This is a genomic window from Ruegeria sp. CF4 (genome assembly GCF_056537345.1).
On record NZ_JBQFRJ010000013.1, the window covers coordinates 70,814 to 90,677 of the forward strand.

At 57.2% G+C, this 19,864-nt stretch carries 21 protein-coding genes and 1 tRNA gene; 13 read left to right on the top strand and 9 right to left on the bottom strand.

Going from position 1 to position 19,864, the window contains the following annotated elements:
- The first annotated feature begins 159 nt into the window (after nt 1-159).
- Nucleotides 160-507, top strand: a complete 348-nt coding sequence (locus ACR0NF_RS19550) for a hypothetical protein (RefSeq protein WP_480778816.1) — start codon at nt 160-162, stop codon at nt 505-507.
- On the top strand, nt 504-1,064 hold the full coding sequence (locus ACR0NF_RS19555; protein WP_480778817.1) for a hypothetical protein: 561 nt from the start codon (nt 504-506) through the stop codon (nt 1,062-1,064). The genes ACR0NF_RS19550 and ACR0NF_RS19555 overlap by 4 nt, the downstream gene beginning before the upstream one ends.
- A gap of 558 nt (nt 1,065-1,622) precedes the next feature.
- On the opposite strand, the gene ACR0NF_RS19560 is transcribed toward ACR0NF_RS19555, so the two are convergent.
- From ACR0NF_RS19560 to ACR0NF_RS19575, 4 genes are all read right to left on the bottom strand, one after another.
- Nucleotides 1,623-1,699: transfer RNA gene (locus ACR0NF_RS19560), tRNA-Arg, on the bottom strand.
- Between the two features lie 65 nt (nt 1,700-1,764).
- The gene (locus ACR0NF_RS19565; RefSeq protein WP_480471861.1) at nt 1,765-3,147 is read right to left on the bottom strand and encodes an ATP-binding protein; all 1,383 of its coding nucleotides are present in this window, start codon (nt 3,145-3,147) and stop codon (nt 1,765-1,767) included.
- Nucleotides 3,148-3,165: 18 nt separating this feature from the next.
- Nucleotides 3,166-4,584: a dihydrolipoyl dehydrogenase family protein gene (locus ACR0NF_RS19570; RefSeq protein WP_480471860.1), complete on the bottom strand. Its 1,419-nt coding sequence runs from the start codon at nt 4,582-4,584 to the stop codon at nt 3,166-3,168.
- Between the two features lie 3 nt (nt 4,585-4,587).
- Complete coding sequence (locus tag ACR0NF_RS19575) at nt 4,588-5,346, bottom strand: TVP38/TMEM64 family protein (protein WP_480471859.1); 759 nt, start codon at nt 5,344-5,346, stop codon at nt 4,588-4,590.
- Nucleotides 5,347-5,615: 269 nt separating this feature from the next.
- Here ACR0NF_RS19575 and rpmH point away from each other — a divergent pair, with 269 nt between their 5' ends.
- From rpmH to ACR0NF_RS19630, 11 genes are all read left to right on the top strand, one after another.
- Nucleotides 5,616-5,750, top strand: a complete 135-nt coding sequence (rpmH, locus tag ACR0NF_RS19580; protein WP_005980833.1) for a 50S ribosomal protein L34 — start codon at nt 5,616-5,618, stop codon at nt 5,748-5,750.
- A gap of 25 nt (nt 5,751-5,775) precedes the next feature.
- Nucleotides 5,776-6,198 carry a ribonuclease P protein component gene (gene rnpA / locus ACR0NF_RS19585; protein WP_480471858.1) on the top strand — a complete coding sequence of 141 codons (423 nt, stop codon included), beginning with the start codon at nt 5,776-5,778 and terminating at the stop codon, nt 6,196-6,198.
- The gene (gene yidD, locus ACR0NF_RS19590) at nt 6,195-6,425 is read left to right on the top strand and encodes a membrane protein insertion efficiency factor YidD (RefSeq protein ID WP_480471857.1); all 231 of its coding nucleotides are present in this window, start codon (nt 6,195-6,197) and stop codon (nt 6,423-6,425) included. The genes rnpA and yidD overlap by 4 nt, the downstream gene beginning before the upstream one ends.
- 38 nt (nt 6,426-6,463) lie before the next feature.
- On the top strand, nt 6,464-7,357 hold the full coding sequence (gene ttcA / locus ACR0NF_RS19595; RefSeq protein ID WP_480471856.1) for a tRNA 2-thiocytidine(32) synthetase TtcA: 894 nt from the start codon (nt 6,464-6,466) through the stop codon (nt 7,355-7,357).
- Nucleotides 7,358-7,428: 71 nt separating this feature from the next.
- Complete coding sequence (locus ACR0NF_RS19600; protein WP_480778818.1) at nt 7,429-8,967, top strand: putative bifunctional diguanylate cyclase/phosphodiesterase; 1,539 nt, start codon at nt 7,429-7,431, stop codon at nt 8,965-8,967.
- Nucleotides 8,968-9,093: 126 nt separating this feature from the next.
- Nucleotides 9,094-10,917 carry a membrane protein insertase YidC gene (yidC, locus tag ACR0NF_RS19605; RefSeq protein WP_480471854.1) on the top strand — a complete coding sequence of 608 codons (1,824 nt, stop codon included), beginning with the start codon at nt 9,094-9,096 and terminating at the stop codon, nt 10,915-10,917.
- Nucleotides 10,914-11,651 (top strand): MOSC domain-containing protein, encoded by a 738-nt coding sequence (locus ACR0NF_RS19610; RefSeq protein WP_480471853.1) that lies wholly within the window; start codon nt 10,914-10,916, stop codon nt 11,649-11,651. The genes yidC and ACR0NF_RS19610 overlap by 4 nt, the downstream gene beginning before the upstream one ends.
- Nucleotides 11,648-12,301, top strand: a complete 654-nt coding sequence (gene yihA, locus ACR0NF_RS19615; RefSeq protein ID WP_480471852.1) for a ribosome biogenesis GTP-binding protein YihA/YsxC — start codon at nt 11,648-11,650, stop codon at nt 12,299-12,301. Before ACR0NF_RS19610 ends, yihA begins: the two co-directional genes overlap by 4 nt.
- Nucleotides 12,302-12,361: 60 nt before the next feature.
- The gene (argB, locus tag ACR0NF_RS19620; RefSeq protein WP_480471851.1) at nt 12,362-13,225 is read left to right on the top strand and encodes an acetylglutamate kinase; all 864 of its coding nucleotides are present in this window, start codon (nt 12,362-12,364) and stop codon (nt 13,223-13,225) included.
- Between the two features lie 19 nt (nt 13,226-13,244).
- A complete protein-coding gene (locus tag ACR0NF_RS19625) occupies nt 13,245-13,928 on the top strand; it encodes a ferredoxin (RefSeq protein ID WP_480471850.1) in 684 nt (227 codons plus the stop codon).
- A complete protein-coding gene (locus ACR0NF_RS19630) occupies nt 13,925-14,422 on the top strand; it encodes a SixA phosphatase family protein (protein WP_480471849.1) in 498 nt (165 codons plus the stop codon). Before ACR0NF_RS19625 ends, ACR0NF_RS19630 begins: the two co-directional genes overlap by 4 nt.
- Nucleotides 14,423-14,468: 46 nt before the next feature.
- Here ACR0NF_RS19630 and ACR0NF_RS19635 read toward each other — a convergent pair whose 3' ends face one another.
- The 5 genes from ACR0NF_RS19635 to ACR0NF_RS19655 form a co-directional block, all read right to left on the bottom strand.
- Nucleotides 14,469-15,260, bottom strand: coding sequence for an amino acid ABC transporter ATP-binding protein (locus ACR0NF_RS19635; RefSeq protein WP_269149813.1), 792 nt, complete (start codon nt 15,258-15,260; stop codon nt 14,469-14,471).
- Nucleotides 15,261-15,272: 12 nt separating this feature from the next.
- Entirely contained in the window at nt 15,273-16,571 is a 1,299-nt protein-coding gene (locus ACR0NF_RS19640; protein ID WP_480471848.1) for an amino acid ABC transporter permease, read from the bottom strand.
- 3 nt (nt 16,572-16,574) lie between these two features.
- A complete protein-coding gene (locus ACR0NF_RS19645) occupies nt 16,575-17,807 on the bottom strand; it encodes an amino acid ABC transporter permease (RefSeq protein ID WP_480471847.1) in 1,233 nt (410 codons plus the stop codon).
- Between the two features lie 125 nt (nt 17,808-17,932).
- Nucleotides 17,933-18,949, bottom strand: coding sequence for an amino acid ABC transporter substrate-binding protein (locus ACR0NF_RS19650; protein ID WP_480471846.1), 1,017 nt, complete (start codon nt 18,947-18,949; stop codon nt 17,933-17,935).
- Nucleotides 18,950-19,155: 206 nt separating this feature from the next.
- Nucleotides 19,156-19,863, bottom strand: coding sequence for an ATP12 family chaperone protein (locus ACR0NF_RS19655; protein WP_480778819.1), 708 nt, complete (start codon nt 19,861-19,863; stop codon nt 19,156-19,158).
- Nucleotide 19,864 lies beyond the last annotated feature (1 nt).

Sequence of the window (19,864 nt, forward strand, 5' to 3'; positions counted from 1 at the left end):
AGAAGAGCTCGCGAATGTTGGCAGTCAAATTCCTTCACACAAAGATATTATGTTTTCAAGTACTTGCATGACTTGAGACAAACAGCTTCACATGTGGCTGTTATTCGCTACTCTAGAATAATATTTTTGGAGAGCTGTTTCGGTTTTCAGGATTGAAGAATGCTAGAAGAGGCTGTGCAGCGGCGGCTTAAAGGCCATAGTAAAGATCTTTCGTTGTTTGTTGCCCTCGGTTTCGCTGCGGTAATTTTAGGGGCTGCAATTTTTGCAGTACTTTGGCTCAGATTTCGCACGGATGAGACCGAAGTCATCGCTCAGTTCGCAAGCTTGGCCACTACTCTTGTCACTGCTGGGGTTGGTGGAGCATTCGTAACTAGAGTTATTTCGTTGCGACAAGAGATCAGGACGGGTCAAGAGTGGCTAATGCTATATGAGGCTGCTTTGGGTCCTCCACCCGATGAACTTGTTCCTGATATACGAGAAAAAATCCTCGATTGGTTAGACCCTTGACTGAAGAACACGATATCGCCGCACGCTTGGAAGCGATCGAATCTCAAAGAGGTCGATCGCTGAATAGAGTTTATTGGTTTGCTATCTTTGCCACCCTCTCATTTCTCGGTCTAACGGTTGCCCTATATACGTCTCGAATGGCTCTTTTAGAATCAGAAACTGCTTTGAGGGAAGCCAAGGAGCAAAGTGAAATTGCGCTGGAAGCTCAGGCACACGCGGAAATGGAACGCCACCTCGCACAACAAGCCATTTTTGAATTAGAGCTGTTAGTGGATGAACTGTCCGCCGCTCAAGCGACGGTCAGTCAAACCGCATCCGACGGCGTCGCACAATTCGAGCAGCTAACAGTTTACGTTGGAGACTCGCCGCCTAGTGATGCGATCGATATCCGTTTGACTTGTATGGATGCGTCATCGGTAGAAGATGCCGTTGAGAGGGCGATAGATGAGAAGGCGCTCGACGGATTTGAACTATATAGTTTGACAAGAATAGCGACATTATCGGGTGGGATGTGTGGCCATTCCTATTTCTCTGCTTTGCTAGTTCGAAGCAATTAAGTGAATAACCCCGATTGGTCCTTCGTAGCATTGGTGCTCAGAGCTTAGACTGTTCCGTGGCATACTGCCGCTTGCAACTAGAGTTTGAAGTGATTGGACTCAAAATATCTTCTACTGCCTAAAGAGGACGTTTCGGGTGTTCAGCCAAAAGAAGATCAAGCATCCGGCTTGCTTCGGGAGGCGTTAGATCAAATTCCGTACTTACCTGTAGTACACACAGCTTGCTTTGCTGCCTCCACCCCAAATGATGCGGTTGGATGGTTTGGTTGGGCTTGTTGCGGCTACTACCTTCGCTTAACAAACAATGAGAGTATGGTTGGCGATCAACCGATAAAACCTAGCGTCGGTTCAAGCCGTATCACTCTCAACGAGCGTGCTCTGTTCGAGTTTCAAGCTTAAATTTGTCACCCCCCTGTCACCCCTTTTGGCACTCGAAGTAACCCGAAATAGGCTGAAATGTCAGGGATTCTGGCATTGTCATCAATAATGACACGTTCAGAGAATCGCGAATTCTCTATCTAAGTTGTTGTTTTTTAGTTATTTTTTCAAGGGTTTAAGTGGCGGACCGAGGAGGATTCGAACCCCCGACCCCTTGATTCGTAGTCAAGTACTCTATCCAGCTGAGCTATCGGTCCGCGTTGGTGAGGCGCTATGTAGACCCGGGGCTGAGCGCGTGCAAGCGGATTCTGCAAAAAAATCTTCAAAAAGTCACGCCGCCCCGGGGAAGCCTTATTTCAAAGACAGTTCCCTGCGCTCCGGTATCCTTCAGGAATAGATCGCCACCATGGCCACGCACCAATTCCTGCGATATTGCAAGGCCAAGACCGGATCCACCCTTTCGAACCCCACCCTGAAATGGCGTGAACAAATTCTCACGTGCTTTGGGTGGTAGGCCAGGTCCTGTATCGCTGATTTCGATACACCACTCGGTGTCCTGTTCCACAGCGGAGACGGTGATCCGACCCGGCTTGCCCGCAGCAATAAGAGCCTGACGGGCATTGCGTACGAGGTTCAGAATAACACGGTAAATCTGTTCGGGATCGGCGCGGATCACCAACTCCTTGGGGACGTCATTGACGATTTCGACACAGGCATCGGCGATAGCAAGCTGTTCGCTGGCAACAACATCAGCGGCAACGTCCTGCAGGTGCACCATGGTCAGGGTCGGGGCCGGCTCTTCGGCGCGACCGAAAGCCAGCGTGCTTTCGCATAAAGACACCGCACGGGTAATTGAGTTGACCAGCTTGGGCGCCAAGCGACGCACCAGCGGGTCGTCACTGGTCTCGATCCGGTCAGTGAACAGCTGTGCCGATGTCAGGATGTTGCGAAGATCATGGCTGACCTTGGCGACCGCCCCGCCCAGTTGTGCCAACCGCTCGCGTTGCTTCAGGGCCTGCGTTAGATCGGTTTGAAGCGTCTGGAGCGCCTCTTCCGCCTCACGCAGTTCGGTCACTTTGGAGCTGGGGGAGATGATACCGCGCGCGTCCTCTGGTGCGGTTGCATAGCGCTGCATATAGCCGACCACGCCTTTGATCGGACGAACCAGCACCACGCGCACGGCGAGAAACAAGAGCGATGCCGTGATAATCGAAATTACGAAAGATAGCCCGAGAATGCGCAAGCCGTAATCCGTCATCGCCATGCGCAGGGGATCGCTGTCCATGGTCACTTCGATCAGCAGGCCTGCGTCTTTCACCGGGGCGCCAATCACACGGACGACCTCATTCTCAGGCGTAAAGAGCCGCGAAGTGGCGTCACGGATCAATACCCAGGCACTGGCATCGCGCAGGTCATAGGTCTTGGTGATCCGGTCTGGTATGGGCGACGACAGCATCAATTGGCGCACCTCATCGCGACGCAATACAACGTTGTAGACGCCGGCATTGGCCAGCAATTCAGCCTCAAGATCATCGGCCAGCATATCATCGGCCAGCAGTGCGAGCGATGCTATCTGGGCCCGCTCCAATCGGTTGAGCAGGAAATCCTCACGGAAGCGCGCGATTGAGGGCACAAAGATCAAGATTTCGGCCAACATGACGAAGACCGTCGTCAGGATCAGAAATCGGCCCGACAGCGAGTTCACTTTGCGCTCCTCCTCGGGTCAGGGAATCCAGCGCTGGATAAATCTGACCACTCTTTTAACCGTTTGATTCTCAAACAGCCTTGGCGAGAAATAAGCGCCCGCCACCCGTTTGTTAAGCTCTCCGATCGTCGGATAGGGTGAGACCATTGCAGCAATCTGACCCATCTTGAGGTTATTGGCCAAGGCCAGCGACCACAAGTTGATCAATTCTCCGGCCTGATGCCCTACGATTGTTGCGCCGACGGGTCGGCCTTTTACGACCATCACCTTAATGAAACCCTTCGTCTTCCGCTCGGAAATGGCGCGATCATTGTGATGAAAGTCAAAGCGCGCGATTTCCAGCCTGTCGCCGTGCTGTGCGCGGGCCTGCGCCTCGCTCAGACCGACCTGCGCCAGTTCTGGGTCGGTATATGTGGCCCAAGGAATATGCGCCGTTTTCGCCTTTGACGGCAGTCCGAATAGGGCCGAGCGGATAATGACCCCGGCCTGATATCCTGCCACATGAGTGAATTGCAGCCCGCCAGCCACATCACCGATTGCGTAGACTTTGCGATTGGATGTTCGCAGAGACTCATTGACCTTGATGCCTGTGCGTGTCCGATCAATCCCGGCAGCTTCAAGGTTCAGCCTGTCGATATTGGCCTTACGCCCAACCGCCAGCAGCAGGTGAGAGCCTGCATAGATTTCTCCGTTCTCGGTGACGACCTCGATAGAATCCGCATTGCCACGAATCTGAGCGACCATGGCGTTTTCGTGGATCGCAACACCCTCAGCCTTCAGGCTGTCCAACACAACTGAAGCTGCCTCGGGGTCGTCCTTGCCCAGCGCTTTCATGCCCTCGATGACTGTGACTTTGCACCCCAGCCGGATATGCGCCTGCGCCATCTCCATGCCGATGGGGCCGCCGCCGATGATCAGCAGGTGTTCGGGCTTGTCGCGCAGGTCGAATAAGGTCTCGTTGGTGTAATATGGCACCTGATCCAACCCGGGCAGAGGCGGCACCAAAGGCGCAGAGCCGGTGGCCACCACGACACGGCGGGCGGTGATCAGATGGTCTCCGGCCTGCACCTGCGTAGGCGAGACAAAGCTGCCATATTCCCGGATCACTTTGACGCCAAAGCCTTCGAAACGTTCCTGACTGTCCATCGGCTCGATCTGAGCGATCACATCATGAACGTGATCCTTGACAGCGGCATAGTCGATCTGCGGCACCACATCCGAGATACCATAAGCGGACGCATGCGCCTGACCATAGGCTACCTTGCCACTGGCGATCAGAGCCTTTGAGGGGACGCAGCCGAAATTCAGACAATCGCCGCCCATCTTGTGCCCTTCCAGAAGGACGACATCCGCACCCATCTGACTGGCCCCGGCAGCCACGGACAGCCCGCCCGACCCGGCGCCGATCACCAGGATATCGGTCTTCAACTCTTGCATGGGTCAGGCGTCCTTTCGGCCACGGAGGGATTTGATGACAATCGGCAAAGCGGCCAGAACACACAAGCCAATGATGGGGCCAATGACAAACGGTTCCCACAGTAGCGAGACATCCGGCGTCTCGCCCCGGTCGAACACGCCACCCAGCCCGACACCGATCCAGGTGTAGACAATGCCGCCCGGGATGATGCCCAGCGCGGTCGTGATCAGGAAATTACGAAACTTCACCCCCACCAGCGCAGGCACCAGATTGGCCACAAAGAACGGCACGACGGGCACCAGACGTAGCAAGAACAGAACCGAGATTTCGTTCTCACGCAGCCCGTCCTTAAGCTTCTTGACCGCACCTTCCGAGGATTCCAGCCGCGCTGTCAGCGATGCACCCAACCCCCAGCGTGCTGCCAGGAAGATGGCCGATGCGCCGATGGTCGCGGCAACAACGTTGAATACGGTCCCGGCGAAGAGACCGAACAGGAACCCTCCGGTCATCGAGGCCACTGCCGCTCCGGGCAGCGAAAAGGCGACGATCACGATGTAGATCGCAACAAATGCAGCAGCCATGGCCCAGTAATTGGCGTCACGCCATTCCAACAACGCCTCGCGGTTGTCGCGCAGGGTCTCAAACGTCAGGTAATCACCTAAGGTGAAAAACCCCACCGCAGCTACGGCGAGAATCACCAGCAATGGAATATGGCGCGCAAGCCCGCTGCGCGGGGCCTGAGTTGCATCACTCATCAGGTTGTCCGGTTTTGTACGTTTCATTCTGGCTATAACATGCGACGCATGCGGGTCGCGCAACAGAGACCTCACGCGGCGTTGATGTTTATGGCAGGGAATGTGAGGGATTCAGGCACTATAAGCCGCGATTTGAAACCTTTTGCTGGTACCGGTTACAGAATTGTTGCAAAAGGCCGCAAAACCCCCACCTAGGGGTTTGACTTAGCACCCGTGACCCAGTAGAGGACGGGCTTCGAACATTAGGGCCAGGCGAATCCGCGCCGCACCCACCGCTATAGATTGGAGACGGAGCGATGAAACGCACCTATCAGCCTTCGAACCTGGTTCGCAAACGCCGCCACGGTTTCCGCGCGCGCATGGCCACCAAAGCCGGCCGCAAAATCCTGAACGCGCGCCGCGCACGTGGCCGCAAGTCGCTGAGCGCGTAAACCGCTCACTGATCAGGTTATGAACATGACGCCGCCGGAGGCCCCTGAGGATGGTAGCAACCAGCCGAGGGTGAAGCCCCCGGCGGCGTCCGTTTGCGCGCCCGAAACGTTGACCGTATTGCAGAATCGCTCGGACTTTCTGAAGGCCGCGCGGGCGAAACGTCAGGGTACGGCCTCGATGATGGTGCAAGCGCGCAAACGCAGTTCCGACGAAGCGTCCGGCATTCGCGTCGGGTTCACCTGTTCCAAGAAAGTTGGCAATGCGGTGGCCCGCAACCGCGCCAAGCGCCGCCTGCGCGAGGTTGCGCGTGCCGTTCTGCCCGTTCAGGGTCGCGAGGGTTGGGATTACATTCTCATCGGACGTGCCGAGGTCACAGCTGCCCGCCCCTTCGACGCGCTGCTAGACGATCTGCGCTATGCGTTGCGCAAATTGCATGGCGGCAAATGACACTGCTTGCGCATATCCTCGCCCTGCCCGTCCGGGCGTATCGGCTGATCTTCAGCCCGTGGGTCGGTTTCAACTGCCGCTATCAACCCACCTGTTCAGCCTACGCGCTGGAGGCGCTGGAGAAGCACGGCCCCGTCAAGGGCACATTGCTGGCCGCCCGACGCATCGGGCGCTGTCATCCATGGGGCGGCGATGGCTATGACCCAGTGCCAGACGAAAAACCCTGACCCTTGCCCGGTTCACCCATCTGCGATAGGCCCCGCCCATGTTTGATGAAGCCGACGATATCCATCCGCTCTTTGCCGGTGCGCCCTCGACCACCGAGTTCAAGAAACTGCGCAAACGCATCGTGCGCCAGACACGCGAAGCCATCGAACATTATGGGATGGTCGACCCGTCCGCGCATGACAAAGACGGTAAGCCCCCACGCTGGCTGGTCTGTCTGTCCGGAGGCAAGGACAGCTATACCCTATTGGCGGTGCTATACGAGTTGAAATGGCGGGGCTTGCTGCCTGTCGATCTGCTGGCCTGCAACCTCGATCAAGGACAGCCCGGATTTCCCGCGACTGTGCTGCCCGAGTTTCTGGACCGCATGGGCGTACCCCATCGCATCGAATACCAGGACACCTATTCCATCGTGATGGACAAGGTCCCGCAAGGGCGCACGTATTGCGCGCTGTGTTCACGCCTGCGCAGAGGCAACCTCTACCGGATTGCACGAGAGGAAGGCTGTTCGGCGGTTGTTCTGGGCCATCACCGTGACGATATCCTTGAAACCTTTTTCATGAACCTGTTCCATGGCGGGCGTCTGGCAACCATGCCGCCCAAGCTGGTGAATGAAGAGGGCGACCTGTTCGTCTATCGCCCCCTCGCCCATGTGGCCGAGGCCGATTGCGAGAAATTCGCCAAGGCGATGAACTATCCCATCATCCCCTGTGACCTGTGTGGCAGTCAGGATGGTTTGCAACGCCAACAGGTCAAACAGATTCTGGATCAATGGGAAAAGAACAACCCTGGACGGCGGCAGGTGATGTTCCGGGCGCTGACCAACGCGCGTCCGTCGCACCTGTTGGATCCAAAACTCTTTGATTTTGCAAATCTTTCGCTTGATCCGATTCAAAAAGACAAAAATTCGGACGAAATTCCACAGCTGCGTTAACGACTGACTCAGATTGGTTTCCTACGCTCGGCCTGCGCGACCCATGCACAAGCCGAAGGCCGTCGAAACCGATGCGGAATATTGTCTCTGTTGACCGAATCCTTGAGTTGCTGCGCACCGGCCTCAGCGGGCCGCAGGCGCTTGCATTTGTACCTGCCGCCTGCCTCGCTGCCTTCTGGCTGGGTGGAGAGGTCGCTTTGCTGCTCACGGCGCTTGGTTTGCCGCTGCTGAGCGCCGCGAGCGGTTGGGGTCGCCAGCTGCATCGGGCAACAAGCCCGGGGGCTCGCCCCTCCGGATTGGTTGCGAACGACGTGTTCCAGGCCGAGATGCAGGTTCTGAGCGACACCGCAAAAGGTAGCGGCGACAATGCTGCCTGTATCGCGGTGGCATTGGATGACTTCGCCGATCTGATGGATGCCCATGGTCAGGCCGCAGCGAACCATATCACACTGCAATTCAGTGATCGCATCCTTGCCATCATCCGAAGCCACGATGTCTTTACCCACATTTACCAGAATCGGTATCTGATCGGGCTGCAACCCTCGCCCCACCTCGATCTTGAGGCCTGTATTCAGATGTCAGGTCGTCTTCAGACCGCGATCGAAGATCCTGTTCTGCTCAACGGTGCCAGCGTTTATCTGTCCTGTTCAGTGGGTTTTTGTCTGCGTTCCGATATGCTGGATGCAGATGCCGGGGAATGGATCGAAGCCGCCTGCTCCGCGCTCACCGAGGCCCAGCGCAGCGGGCCTTCGACGATCCGCGCTTATTCTACCGAGACTCGGCGGCGGTCCCTGGTTCGCGCCAACCTGCGGCGGGATTTCGAGGCCGCGCTGGACCATGGTGAGATACGCCCTTGGTTCCAACCACAGATCTCCACGGATACGGGCAACATCACCGGGTTCGAAGCGCTTGCCCGATGGGAACACCCAAGCAAAGGAGTCCTCGGTCCTCAGGTCTTTCTACCTTTCGCCGAGCAGGCCGACCTGATGGAGCAACTGGGGCAGGTCTTGCGGCATCACGCTTTTGATGCAATGCGAAACTGGGATCGCGCCGGCCTCGTGGTGCCTCGGATCGGCATCAATTTCTCGTCAGACGAGCTGCGCAATCCCAGCCTTGTTGATCGGCTGAGATGGGAATTGGATCAGTTTGACCTGACCCCTGACAGGCTGGCCGTCGAAGTGTTAGAGACTGTCTTTTCCCGCCGTCCCGACGACGTGATCACCCGAAATGTAACCGCCTTAGCGGCCCTGGGTTGCTGCATCGATCTGGATGATTTCGGAACCGGCCATGCCTCGATCGCATCCATCAAGCGCTTTGACGTTTCACGCATCAAGATTGACCGTTCTTTCGTGACCAGGGCAGATCAGGACCCTAGTCAACAACAACTGGTCAGCGCCATTCTGACGATGGCAGAGCGGCTGAACCTGGAAACCCTTGCTGAAGGTATCGAGACGGCTGGTGAGCACGCATTGATGGCGCAATTGGGCAGTGATCACGTACAGGGGTTCGGCATCGCCAAACCCATGCCTTATGAACAGACGCAAGAGTGGATCGCCGCGCACCGGGCCAAGATCAAGGGCACCCCCAAGATCGGGCGCAAAATGGGATGAATTCGATGTAACTGGTGGATTGAATCCGCCATTGCGGCGAATTGGCTGGCGATTCCGCTTGACCTTTGGGCCTGCACTCTGTTGAACCCACCGGGTGTGTTTCACTGCTTAAGGTGGCTGTCCCCGATGGACGATCAGAATAAGAATCTTATCCTCGCAACCGCGCTCAGCTTTCTGGTGATCCTTGTCTGGTTCGTACTGTTCCCACCTCCGGAACCGACGGCGACAGAGGAAGAGGCCACGATCGCTGCTCTTGAAGGTGACGAGGTTCAAACGCCCAGTGCCTCCGGCACTGTTGGTGAGGCAAGCGCCGCCGCTGACGAAACACTGCCCGAAGAACAAGCCCCGCGCGTAGAGATCGACACACCGCGTCTGAAAGGCAGCCTGTCACTGTCGGGCGGCCGCATTGATGAGCTGTTCCTGAAAGACTACAAAGTTTCCATCGACGAAGGTGCTCCCATTGTCGAGCTGCTGTCCCCTGTAGGCTCTGAATCCGCCTACTACGCCCTCTACGGTTGGGCCCCGGGTTCTGGCGTATCCGGCACTGATGTTCCCGGTCCCAACACCCTCTGGACGCTTGAGCAGGGCGACGCGCTGGGTGTGGACACTCCGATCACCCTGGCTTGGGACAATGGCAACGGCCTAACCTTCCGACGCACCATTTCGGTAGATGAAAACTACATGTTCTCGGTGACCCAGTCGGTCGAAAACGCCACTGCGTCCGAGGTCAGCATGGCTCCTTACGGCATTCTGGCGCGTCACGGTATCGGCGAAGATGGCGATCTGCCGGGTCTCAAGAACTTCTTCATCCTACATGAAGGCGTGATCGGCATGGCGGACGGCACATTGTCCGAGGTCGATTATGGCGATGTGCGCGATTTTGACATCGACTCCACTGAGCGCGCACAGGCCGAGGTGTATCAGGTCAAACAGGACGGCTGGATCGGCTTTACCGACCATTACTGGATGACCACCTTGATCCCCGACCCCGGATCGGCGTTCAAAGCCGCGGCCAAATACGACTCGCGCCGCAAGATCTATCAGACGGAAACCGTATTGCCGACGCTGACCGTTGCCGCTGGCGCGACCGAAGAGGTCAGCACGCGTCTGTTCGCGGGTGCCAAGGAATGGGAAGCCATTCGCGAGTATCAGTCCGAAGGCGTGCAGAAATTCATCGACAGCATCGATTGGGGCTGGTTCTTCTTCCTGACCAAACCGATCTTCTGGTTGCTTCATAATATCAACCTTCTGATCGGCAATATGGGCTGGTCGATCATCGGTCTGACGCTGATCATCAAGGCGATCCTGTTCCCGCTGGCATTCAAATCCTATGTCTCGATGGCGAAGATGAAAGAACTCCAGCCACAGATGGAGGCCCTGAAAGAGGCTGCTGGCGATGACCGCCAGAAGATGCAACAGGGCATGATGGAGCTCTACAAGAAGGAAAAGGTGAACCCCGCCGCGGGCTGTTTGCCGATCCTGCTGCAGATCCCGATCTTCTTCTCGCTGTATAAGGTGATCTTCGTCACCATCGAACTGCGTCAAGCGCCCTGGTTTGGCCCGTTCCAGGATCTCAGCGCGCCGGATCCAACCTCGATCTACAACTTCTTTGGCTGGCTGCCTTGGGCAGCGCCGCAGCCCGAGAGCTTCATGGCGCTGATCTTCATCGGTATCCTGCCGCTGTTGCTGGGTATCTCGATGTGGCTGCAGCAGAAGCTGAACCCGGCACCAACCGACGCGACGCAGGCGATGATCTTTGCCTGGATGCCGTGGGTGTTCATGTTCATGCTGGGTGGCTTTGCAAGCGGTCTGGTTGTCTACTGGATTGCAAACAACACGATCACCTTTACCCAACAATATCTGATCATGCGCAGCCAGGGCTATACGCCTGATGTGTTCGGCAACATCAAATCCGGCTTCAAGCGCACGCCAAAAACGGACGATAAATGAGCGGCGCAGTTACCGCGCTGTGGCGGCATCCGATCAAAAGCCACGGGCGTGAAAGCCTTGATCAAGTCACCATGACCCCCGGGCAGACCATGCCCGGGGATCGTGTTTGGGCAGTGGCGCATGAGGTTTCCAAGGCAGACGGGTCGGAATGGGTGCCCTGCACCAATTTCAGCCGAGGTTCGAAGGCACCTCAATTGATGGCAATCTCGGCGCAATTGCACGGCAACACCGTCACGCTGCGCCATCCAAACAGGCCCGACCTGAGCTTTGAGCCTGATACGCAACAGCAAGCGTTTCTGGAGTGGGTCAAGCCGTTGATGCCTGCCGATCGCGCTGCATCCGCTCGTATTATCCGCGTTCCCGGTCGCGGCATGACGGACAGCGATTATCCATCAATCAGCCTGTGCAGCATGGCCTCGCATCGAGCAGTCGAACAGAAGCTGGGTCGCGACCTATCCATCACCCGTTGGCGCGGCAATATCTGGTTCGATGGGCTCCCGCTGTGGGAAGAGTTCGACTGGATTGACCGCGATATCCGCATTGGTGAGGTGGTCTTTCACGTCCGCGAGCGTATTACACGCTGCATGGCGACCACCGCCAACCCTGAAACGGGCGAGCGGGATGCCGACACGCTGGGTGCGTTGAACAGCTGGGATCATCAGGATTTCGGTGTCTACGCAGAGGTGCGGGAAGGTGGCATCATCCGCGCCGGTGACAAGGTTCAACTGCTATGACCGCGCTGCCATTCCCACTGGCCGAGACGCCCGACGAGTTTGCAGCGGAAATCGGGCGCAAGCTGTTTGCCGGACCTTCAGAGTTTGTCAAAGGCGTCGTCGCTATGGACGGATTGCCTGCCCCTGACCGGCTGGAAGTCTGCTTCGCCGGGCGTTCGAATGTGGGCAAGTCCAGCCTGATCAACGCACTGACCGGCACCAAAGGTCTCGCACGTGCCTCCAACACACCGGGCCGCACACAAGAGATCAACTTTTTTACCCAAGGCCCAGAGCTCTATCTGGTGGACCTTCCCGGCTATGGCTATGCCAACGCACCGGTCAAGGTGGTTGAGAAGTGGCAACGGTTGCTGAAGCAATACCTGAGCGGTCGTCAAACCCTGCGCCGTGCCTTTGTGCTGATCGACTCGCGCCATGGGGTGAAACCGGTCGATGCCGAGATCATGAAGCTGCTGGACACCAGCGCCGTAACCTTTCAATGCGTGCTGACCAAGGCCGACAAGGTCAAGGCCAAAGATCGCGAGAAGGTTCTGGAACAGGTGCGCAGCGCATTGTCGAAACACCCTGCGGCATTCCCTGAAATCGTGCTGACCTCGTCCGAGAAAGGCGACGGGATTCCGACCTTGCGCTCGATCATCGCGCATCTGGAATAGCTTCGCCCTTGGCAGCGCCGGGCAAAGGCCCTAACACGGTGTGTCAGAGGGACTTTAGCCATGAAGACACGAGATATGAATCGGGACTGGATCGCCACAGCAGCCACCTTGAACAGCGCCCTGCCCTACCTGCAGCGTTATGACGGCGCGATTGTCGTCATTAAGCTGGGCGGCCACGCCATGGGCAGTGACGAAGCAATGGAAAGCTTTGCCCGCGACGTGGTTCTGATGCGCCAGGTCGGGGTGAACCCGGTCATCGTTCATGGCGGTGGCCCGATGATCAATGCAATGCTGGACAAGTTGGACATCCAGTCTGAATTCGTGGGCGGCAAGCGCGTGACCGACAAAGCCACCGTAGAGGTGGTTGAGATGGTGCTTTCGGGTCTCGTCAACAAGCGCATTGTGCAGGCGATCAACGGCCAGGGAGGCTCGGCCGTTGGTCTGTCGGGCAAGGACGCTAACCTTATGATCTGCAACCAAACGGACCCTTCGCTCGGGTTTGTCGGTTCACCATCCGAGATGAACCCCAAAATTTTGCACGATCTGTTCTCACATGACGTGATCCCGGTAATCGCCCCCTTGGGTGCTGGCCGCGAGGGTGAGACATTCAACGTCAACGGCGACACAGCAGCGGGTGCGATTGCCTCAGCGCTCAAGGCGGATCGTCTGCTGCTGCTGACCGATGTCTCGGGCGTCAAGAACGCCGCCGGAGAGGTCGTGACCGAACTCAAAGCCGGGCAAATCCGTGAAATGACGCTGGAAGGCACGATTGCGGGCGGTATGATCCCAAAGACAGAGACAGCTCTGGACGCCCTCCACAGCGGTGTTCGAGCCGTTGTCATCCTTGACGGGCGCGCGCCCAATGCGGTTTTGCTGGAGCTGTTCACGGAACATGGCGCAGGCTCGCTGATCCGACCTGACTGATCGATGCGTTGAGGTTTCGATGACTGACAAATCAGACACCTCTTCAGATATCTGCCCAGAATTCACGCGCGTCGCGCAAGCTGCTAAGGCTGCAGGCCTCATCATCATGGGCGCTTTGCACCCCCGCGTGACTGAAACCAAACAGCTGGAGACCGGCACACTGATATTGCTGGGGACTGCCGGCGCCTTCTGGCCAGTATTGAAAGCCGCCCCTGAGTGGCAACACACAGATCCGGTGGATCGGTGGTCAACCCGCGTTGTTGGCCAGATGGCGCATGAGCTTGGCGCTGAAGCTCACTTTCCATTCGGCGGCCCGCCTTATGCGCCTTTCATCGACTGGGCGCTCAAGTCCGGTCGCACCTTCAGCAGCCCGGTCGGAGCGCTGGTGCACGATACAGTCGGGATGCTGATCTCGTACCGAGGGGCGCTACACTTCCCGGAAGAATTCGCGATCCCTGAAGTTATTTCCGCCTCGCCCTGTACCACTTGCTCCGCGCCCTGCACCACAACGTGCCCGGTTGGCGCGCTCAATCCTCATAGTTTCTATGATGTTACGGCCTGCCATGATCATCTGAACACAGACGAAGGTCAGACCTGCATGACCGGGGGATGCCTTGCACGACTGGCTTGCCCGCTCAGCGCGGGCGCAAAGCGCGATCCGGAACAGTCTGCACACCATATGAGGGCATTTCATCCCTCATGACCCGCACACTGATCTTAGCCCGCCATGCCAAATCGAGTTGGGACGACCCGTTCCTGAACGATCATGATCGCCCGCTGAATAACCGCGGACGCAAATCAGCGGCAGCAATTGGCGGATGGCTTCGCAAGAATGGCTGGTTGCCGGATGAGGTGATCAGTTCGAGTTCTGCGCGTACGCACGAAACCTGGGACAGGATGGGGCTTGAGGCCGCCAGTGTGGAGTTCACCCAAGGCCTCTACCATGCGGGGTCAGATAATATGCTCTCCGTTTTGAACGGAGCCCGAGGACGAACGGTTCTGATGATCGGGCACAACCCCGGTATCGGGGATTTTGCTAAAAGGATTGTACGGCAAGCGCCGGATCATCTCAGATTTTACGACTACCCGACTTGTGCGACGACCGTGATCCGGTTTGAAGCTCAGAGCTGGCCGAACGTGACTTGGCACAGTGGCGCAGTAGAAAGATTTGTCATTCCGCGCGAGTTGATGGAATGAAAAAAGGCGGGGTCAAAACCCCGCCTTTTCAATCGCTTCGCTTGGATCAGTGTCCCAGAATCTGGCTGAGGAACAGCTTGGTCCGCTCGCTTTGCGGGTTGTTGAAGAACTCTTCGGGTTCGTTCTGTTCCACGATCTGACCGGCATCCATAAAGATCACGCGGTTGGCGACCTGACGGGCAAAGCCCATCTCGTGGGTCACACAGAGCATGGTCATGCCTTCTTCGGCCAGTTCGATCATGGTGTCGAGCACCTCTTTGATCATCTCCGGGTCCAGCGCCGATGTCGGTTCATCAAACAACATGATCCGCGGCATCATGCAGAGCGAGCGCGCGATCGCCACACGTTGCTGCTGACCACCCGAAAGCTGGCCGGGATATTTCAGCGCCTGATCCGGAATCTTCACCTTTTCAAGAAAATGCATCGCGCGCTCTTCGGCCTCTTTCTTGGGCGTCTTGCGCACCCAGATCGGGGCCAGCGTGCAGTTTTCCAGAATGGTCAGATGCGGGAAAAGGTTGAAGTGCTGGAACACCATGCCAACCTCGGACCGGATTTTGTCGATGTTCTTGAGGTCATTCGACAGCTCGGTCCCATCGACGACGATCGTACCCTGCTGGTGTTCTTCCAGCGCGTTCAGGCAGCGGATCAGGGTGGATTTGCCCGACCCTGACGGCCCAGCGATAACAATCCGCTCGCCCTGATTGACGGTCAGATTGATGTCGCGCAGCACGTGGAAGGACCCGTACCACTTGTTCATGCCGTTGATTTCGATGGCGACCTCGTCGCTCACCTGCATCTTGGAGCGATCGATTTCGCGTTCTACTGCAAGTTCAGACATGTGTTGAACTCCTTAACGATGATCCGTGGCAAGGCGACGCTCGAGCCACTGGGAATATTGAGAGATGCCGTAACAGACGACGAAGAACAGAAGCGCGGCAAAGCCCAGAAGCTCCCAATAGACGCCGTTCCATTCGGTTGACGCCAGGATCGGGCCCCGGATCATGCCCACCAGATCGAACATCGAAATGACCGAAACCAGTGTGGTGTCCTTGAACAGCCCAACGGCCACGTTCACGATCCCGGGGATCGAGATCTTCAGAGCCTGCGGCAGGATGATCAAACGCATCGCCTGCGGGTAATCCAGACCCAGACTGTCTGCTGCCTCATACTGTCCACGTGGAAGCGCGGCCAGACCACCGCGGATCACCTCGGCGATATAGGCGGCGGAGAACATGGTGATCATGATCACAACGCGCAAGAACAGGTCGACCGTGCTGTCAGGCGGGAAGAAATACGACAACATCACCGAAGCCACGAACAGCAGCGTGATCAGAGGCACGCCACGGATGAATTCGATGAAGATAACGCAGACCCACTTGATCAGCGGCATGTTCGACTGACGGCCCAGCGCAAGCGCAATCCCCAACGGGACAGACAACGAAACGCAGGCCAAGCCCAGCATCATGTTGAGCATGAAGCCCCCCAGATCGCGGCTGGGAACAGCTGAAAGCCATGCCCCCTCGGACGCATCTTCTGGGATCAACGCACCGCCAAGCTTCCAGACAACCAAAGCAACGATAATGGCCCCGAAGAATCCAGCGGCAAAGCTGTTCTTCCCGAGCTTCTGAAAGACCGCACCCGCCGCAACGCAGCCAAGTAGGGCCACGAAGGGTACCAAGATCGTGCCACCCCAAATCAGCCAGAAAGCGATAAAGGGATAGAGGGCTGTAAAGATCAGTAGCTTGCGCGGAAGGTCAAAGAACAGGACCGGCGCAACGGCCGCAAGCATCAATACGAAAGCCAGATTAGGCCGCCAATACGCATCGTCAGGATACTTGAACCCATAGATAAGCTGAGGCCAGCGTTCGGTCAGTACCGCAAAACACGCCCCTGTTTTACCAGCAAGGATCTCGCGGCATTCCGCCAGCGAGTTCGCGTTCCAAACACCGTTCATAATCCATGGCAACGTATTCTTCAGAAGCACATAGATCAGCATCAGCGACAGAACCGTCAGGATCGTGTTGGACACGCCCGAGAAGAGATTCTCGCGCAGCCATTTTACGATACCCGTCTGGTTAGCCGGTGGAGGCGACGGAGGGATGGTGCCCTCGGCCACGAAGGCGATCGGATTTGTTGTTTGATCAGCCATGGCTCAGCGCTCCTTCAACTTGACGGATGCGTTGTAGATGTTCATCGCCATCGAGATCAGCAGCGAGGCTGTCAGGTAGAACAGCATCAACAGCAGAACACATTCGATCGCACGCCCGGTCTGGTTCAGCGTGATACCGCCAAGAGTCGCAGTGATATCCGCGTAACCCACGGCAATCGCCAGAGAGGAGTTCTTGGTGATGTTCAGATATTGCGAAATCAGCGGCGGGATGATTACCCGCAGCGCCTGCGGCAGGATCACAAGGTTCATGATCCGACCCGGGCGCAGACCCAAAGCGGCTGCGGCCTCGGTCTGACCTTTGCTGATCGCCTGAATACCCGCGCGCACGTTTTCCGCGATAAACGCGCCGGTGTAGATCGAAAGCGCGAACCACAAGGCAATCAGTGGCCCACCGATCTTGATGCCACCGCTGAAGTTGAAACCTTTCAGCGCGGGCACATCCCAAGTCAGACCCATGATCACCATCAGGATGGCCAACGGAACCAGCCAGACGGCCAGCTTCACCATGCCGGTCTTGGGGCGATCACCAGTCTGTTCTTGTTTCAGGGTCGCGCGTTTTTCGATTTCACGCGTTGCAAACCATGAGCCGACCAACACGGCAATGACCAGAAGCCAGTTCAGAATGTTAACGCTGAACAAGCCATTCGCGAATTCGGGTCGCGGAATATAGACCCCACGATTGGTAAAGGCGAACAGATCGAACAACATGCTGGAGGTCGGGTTGTCACCACGGAACGCCCTGGGCCCCGGCAGCACAGCCGTCATGATGGTGAAGATAATGATGATCCAGATCAGGACCGGAATGTTCCGGAAGATCTCGACATAGACCGCCATCAGCTTTGAGACGAGCCAGTTATTCGACAGACGCAACACGCCCGCGATCACACCGAAAACAGTGGCAGTGATACAGGCCAGGAATGCAACCAGCAGAGTGTTGAGGATACCGACAACAGCGGCGCGTCCATGCGAGGACTGGCTGTCATATTCGATCAGGCGCTGGTTGATGTCGTACCCCGAAGGGTCGCCCAGAAATGAGTAGGAAATATTGAGCCCTGCGGCCCGGAGGTTCTGGATCAGGTTGTTGCCAAGATACCAGATGGAAAGCGCAATAACGACGGCCGCGATCACCTGAAAGGTAAGAGAGCGATAGCGGGTATCGTTTATGAGCATTGACAACCGAAAATCAGCTTTCGGTGGGTCAGTCATAGTCGACATATTTTGGGATCCCCGTGGCTTGCGGACTCTTCTTTATCGGCAGGGTTTTCCCTGCTCATTAGCTGTCCGCAGCATTTTGATGAGAAGAGGGCGCAGGTTGCCCCGCGCCCTCTCCTTCGAATGTCTTAGCGGAACGGCGGCGAGTACAGCAGGCCGCCGTCGGTCCACTGTGCGTTCAGGCCGCGTGCCAGACCGATCGGGGTTTCTTCACCGATGTTCTTGGCAAAGACTTCGCCGTAGTTACCACCGGCTTTGATTGCCTTGGCCGCCCAGTCGGCGTCCAGACCCAGCATCTCGCCCAGGGTGCCTTCGGTACCCAGCAGACGGTTCACTTCGGGGTTGTCGGTGCCGGCTTTCATCTCATCGATATTGGCCGAGGTCACGCCCAGCTCTTCAGCCGAGACCAGCGCGTTCAGGGTCCAACGGACAACGTCGCCCCACTCGTGATCGCCGTGACGGACCAGCGGGCCCAGCGGCTCTTTCGAGATGATTTCGGGCAGAAGGACGTGATCACCGGGGTTTTCGAACGTGGCGCGGGTTGCGGCCAGGCCCGATGCGTCGGTGGTGTAAACATCACATGCGCCAGCCAGGTACTGCTGCTGCGCTTCAGCGTTGGTTTCGATCGGAACCGGCTCATAGCTGATGTTGTTCGAGCGGAAGAAATCCGCCAGGTTCAGCTCGGTGGTGGTGCCGGTCTGGATGCAGACGGTTGCGCCGTCCAGTTCCTTGGCCGAGCTCACGCCCAGTGCCTTGGGAACCATGAAGCCCTGACCGTCATAGTAGTTCACACCAACGAATTCGAACTTCAGGTCGACGTCGCGGCTGAAGGTCCAGGTGGTGTTACGGGCCAGCATATCGATCTCGCCCGAAGCCAGAGCTGTAAAGCGGGTCTTACCGGTGGTCGGAACGAATTCAACAGCGTTTGCATCGCCCAGAACAGCAGCGGCAACGGCACGGCACAGCGAGACGTCAAAACCCTGCCATTCGCCATTTGCGTCGGGTGCAGCGAAGCCGACCAGACCGGTGGTCACACCGCAGTTCAGCTTGCCGCGTGCTTTGACATCGTCAACGGTCCCTGCCGCAGCTGCGCCAGCGGCCAGGCCGGCAATAGTCGCCACGCCCAAGATTACGGATTTTTTCATTTTTACCTCTTCCTGATTTTCCATCCCTTTCAGGGACGGTTCGATCCGGCGCAGGCGCGCCAGAAAGGTTACCCAAAAGGTGTCTCCCCTTTAGTGGCCCAAGTTTGGGCGTATTCATCAACAAACGTCAAGGGCCGGATCAGCGAAATCGATAGGTCGATGTTGCAGAAATTGCGCTCAAAAAGGCTATTTTTGCCAATCAAGTCTCAGGAAGAGAGATCAAAGAAGTGTTTTGCGTGCAAAAAGGCGGCCTCTTTGATCCGGGCGGCGGCGTCCGCTTCCTCGTCATGCCCCCACTGTTCGATCTGCCACAGTTCATCAAGCCCCGAAATGCGCCATATCTCGTCCGGTTTGCGCCAATTCTGAGCGGCGGCAAAACCAAGAATCAATGAACCCGACAGACTCACGAGATCGTGAAACGCAGCCAACTGGAACGGATTGAGACCGTGAACCCGCGCGCGCAGCGCCTCCAACGCAGCGGTATTCTGCGGTTGATGCACCACACCGGCCAGTGGAACCAGCCGCACCCCCAGCGCCTCAGCCGCCCAGTCAAGCGCCGGATCCCATGCCTCGGCCTGCCGCATCTGGAGCGTTTCGGGATGGGTTGCGCGATAGCACAGCAAGTCCGAATCGCCGTAATCCGCAAGCATGTCGGCAACTTCGGCATGCTGATGACGTACCTTATCAATGGCCGCGTTGGCCGAGCGGGTGAACGGCATCGTTGTCGGATCGACCTCTTTCTCCTGCGCATCCCATTCGGCGGCAACGGCCTCAGCCATTGCGCGGGTGGGCAGCACCAGAGCCGCCTTGGCCGGTGTTTTTACCCGGCGGCCATCCAACTCGACCGTATGGCCATCTTCGGCCTCTACGACCGTGCTTGAAGTCCAGAAGCGTTTGGGTTTCCAGTCGCTCATC

Coding starts and splice junctions, on each gene's coding strand:
- yidC (WP_480471854.1), top strand. CDS start 9,094: ATGGACGATCAGAATAAGAATCTTATCCTCGCAACCGCGCTCAGCTTT.
- ACR0NF_RS19640 (WP_480471848.1), bottom strand. CDS start 16,571: ATGGCTGATCAAACAACAAATCCGATCGCCTTCGTGGCCGAGGGCACC.
- ACR0NF_RS19655 (WP_480778819.1), bottom strand. CDS start 19,863: ATGAGCGACTGGAAACCCAAACGCTTCTGGACTTCAAGCACGGTCGTA.
- ACR0NF_RS19635 (WP_269149813.1), bottom strand. CDS start 15,260: ATGTCTGAACTTGCAGTAGAACGCGAAATCGATCGCTCCAAGATGCAG.
- ACR0NF_RS19610 (WP_480471853.1), top strand. CDS start 10,914: ATGAGCGGCGCAGTTACCGCGCTGTGGCGGCATCCGATCAAAAGCCAC.
- ACR0NF_RS19630 (WP_480471849.1), top strand. CDS start 13,925: ATGACCCGCACACTGATCTTAGCCCGCCATGCCAAATCGAGTTGGGAC.
- ACR0NF_RS19550 (WP_480778816.1), top strand. CDS start 160: ATGCTAGAAGAGGCTGTGCAGCGGCGGCTTAAAGGCCATAGTAAAGAT.
- ttcA (WP_480471856.1), top strand. CDS start 6,464: ATGTTTGATGAAGCCGACGATATCCATCCGCTCTTTGCCGGTGCGCCC.
- rnpA (WP_480471858.1), top strand. CDS start 5,776: ATGACGCCGCCGGAGGCCCCTGAGGATGGTAGCAACCAGCCGAGGGTG.
- ACR0NF_RS19570 (WP_480471860.1), bottom strand. CDS start 4,584: ATGCAAGAGTTGAAGACCGATATCCTGGTGATCGGCGCCGGGTCGGGC.
- ACR0NF_RS19575 (WP_480471859.1), bottom strand. CDS start 5,346: ATGAAACGTACAAAACCGGACAACCTGATGAGTGATGCAACTCAGGCC.
- ACR0NF_RS19645 (WP_480471847.1), bottom strand. CDS start 17,807: ATGTCGACTATGACTGACCCACCGAAAGCTGATTTTCGGTTGTCAATG.
- ACR0NF_RS19625 (WP_480471850.1), top strand. CDS start 13,245: ATGACTGACAAATCAGACACCTCTTCAGATATCTGCCCAGAATTCACG.
- ACR0NF_RS19650 (WP_480471846.1), bottom strand. CDS start 18,949: ATGAAAAAATCCGTAATCTTGGGCGTGGCGACTATTGCCGGCCTGGCC.
- yidD (WP_480471857.1), top strand. CDS start 6,195: ATGACACTGCTTGCGCATATCCTCGCCCTGCCCGTCCGGGCGTATCGG.
- yihA (WP_480471852.1), top strand. CDS start 11,648: ATGACCGCGCTGCCATTCCCACTGGCCGAGACGCCCGACGAGTTTGCA.
- argB (WP_480471851.1), top strand. CDS start 12,362: ATGAAGACACGAGATATGAATCGGGACTGGATCGCCACAGCAGCCACC.
- rpmH (WP_005980833.1), top strand. CDS start 5,616: ATGAAACGCACCTATCAGCCTTCGAACCTGGTTCGCAAACGCCGCCAC.
- ACR0NF_RS19600 (WP_480778818.1), top strand. CDS start 7,429: ATGCGGAATATTGTCTCTGTTGACCGAATCCTTGAGTTGCTGCGCACC.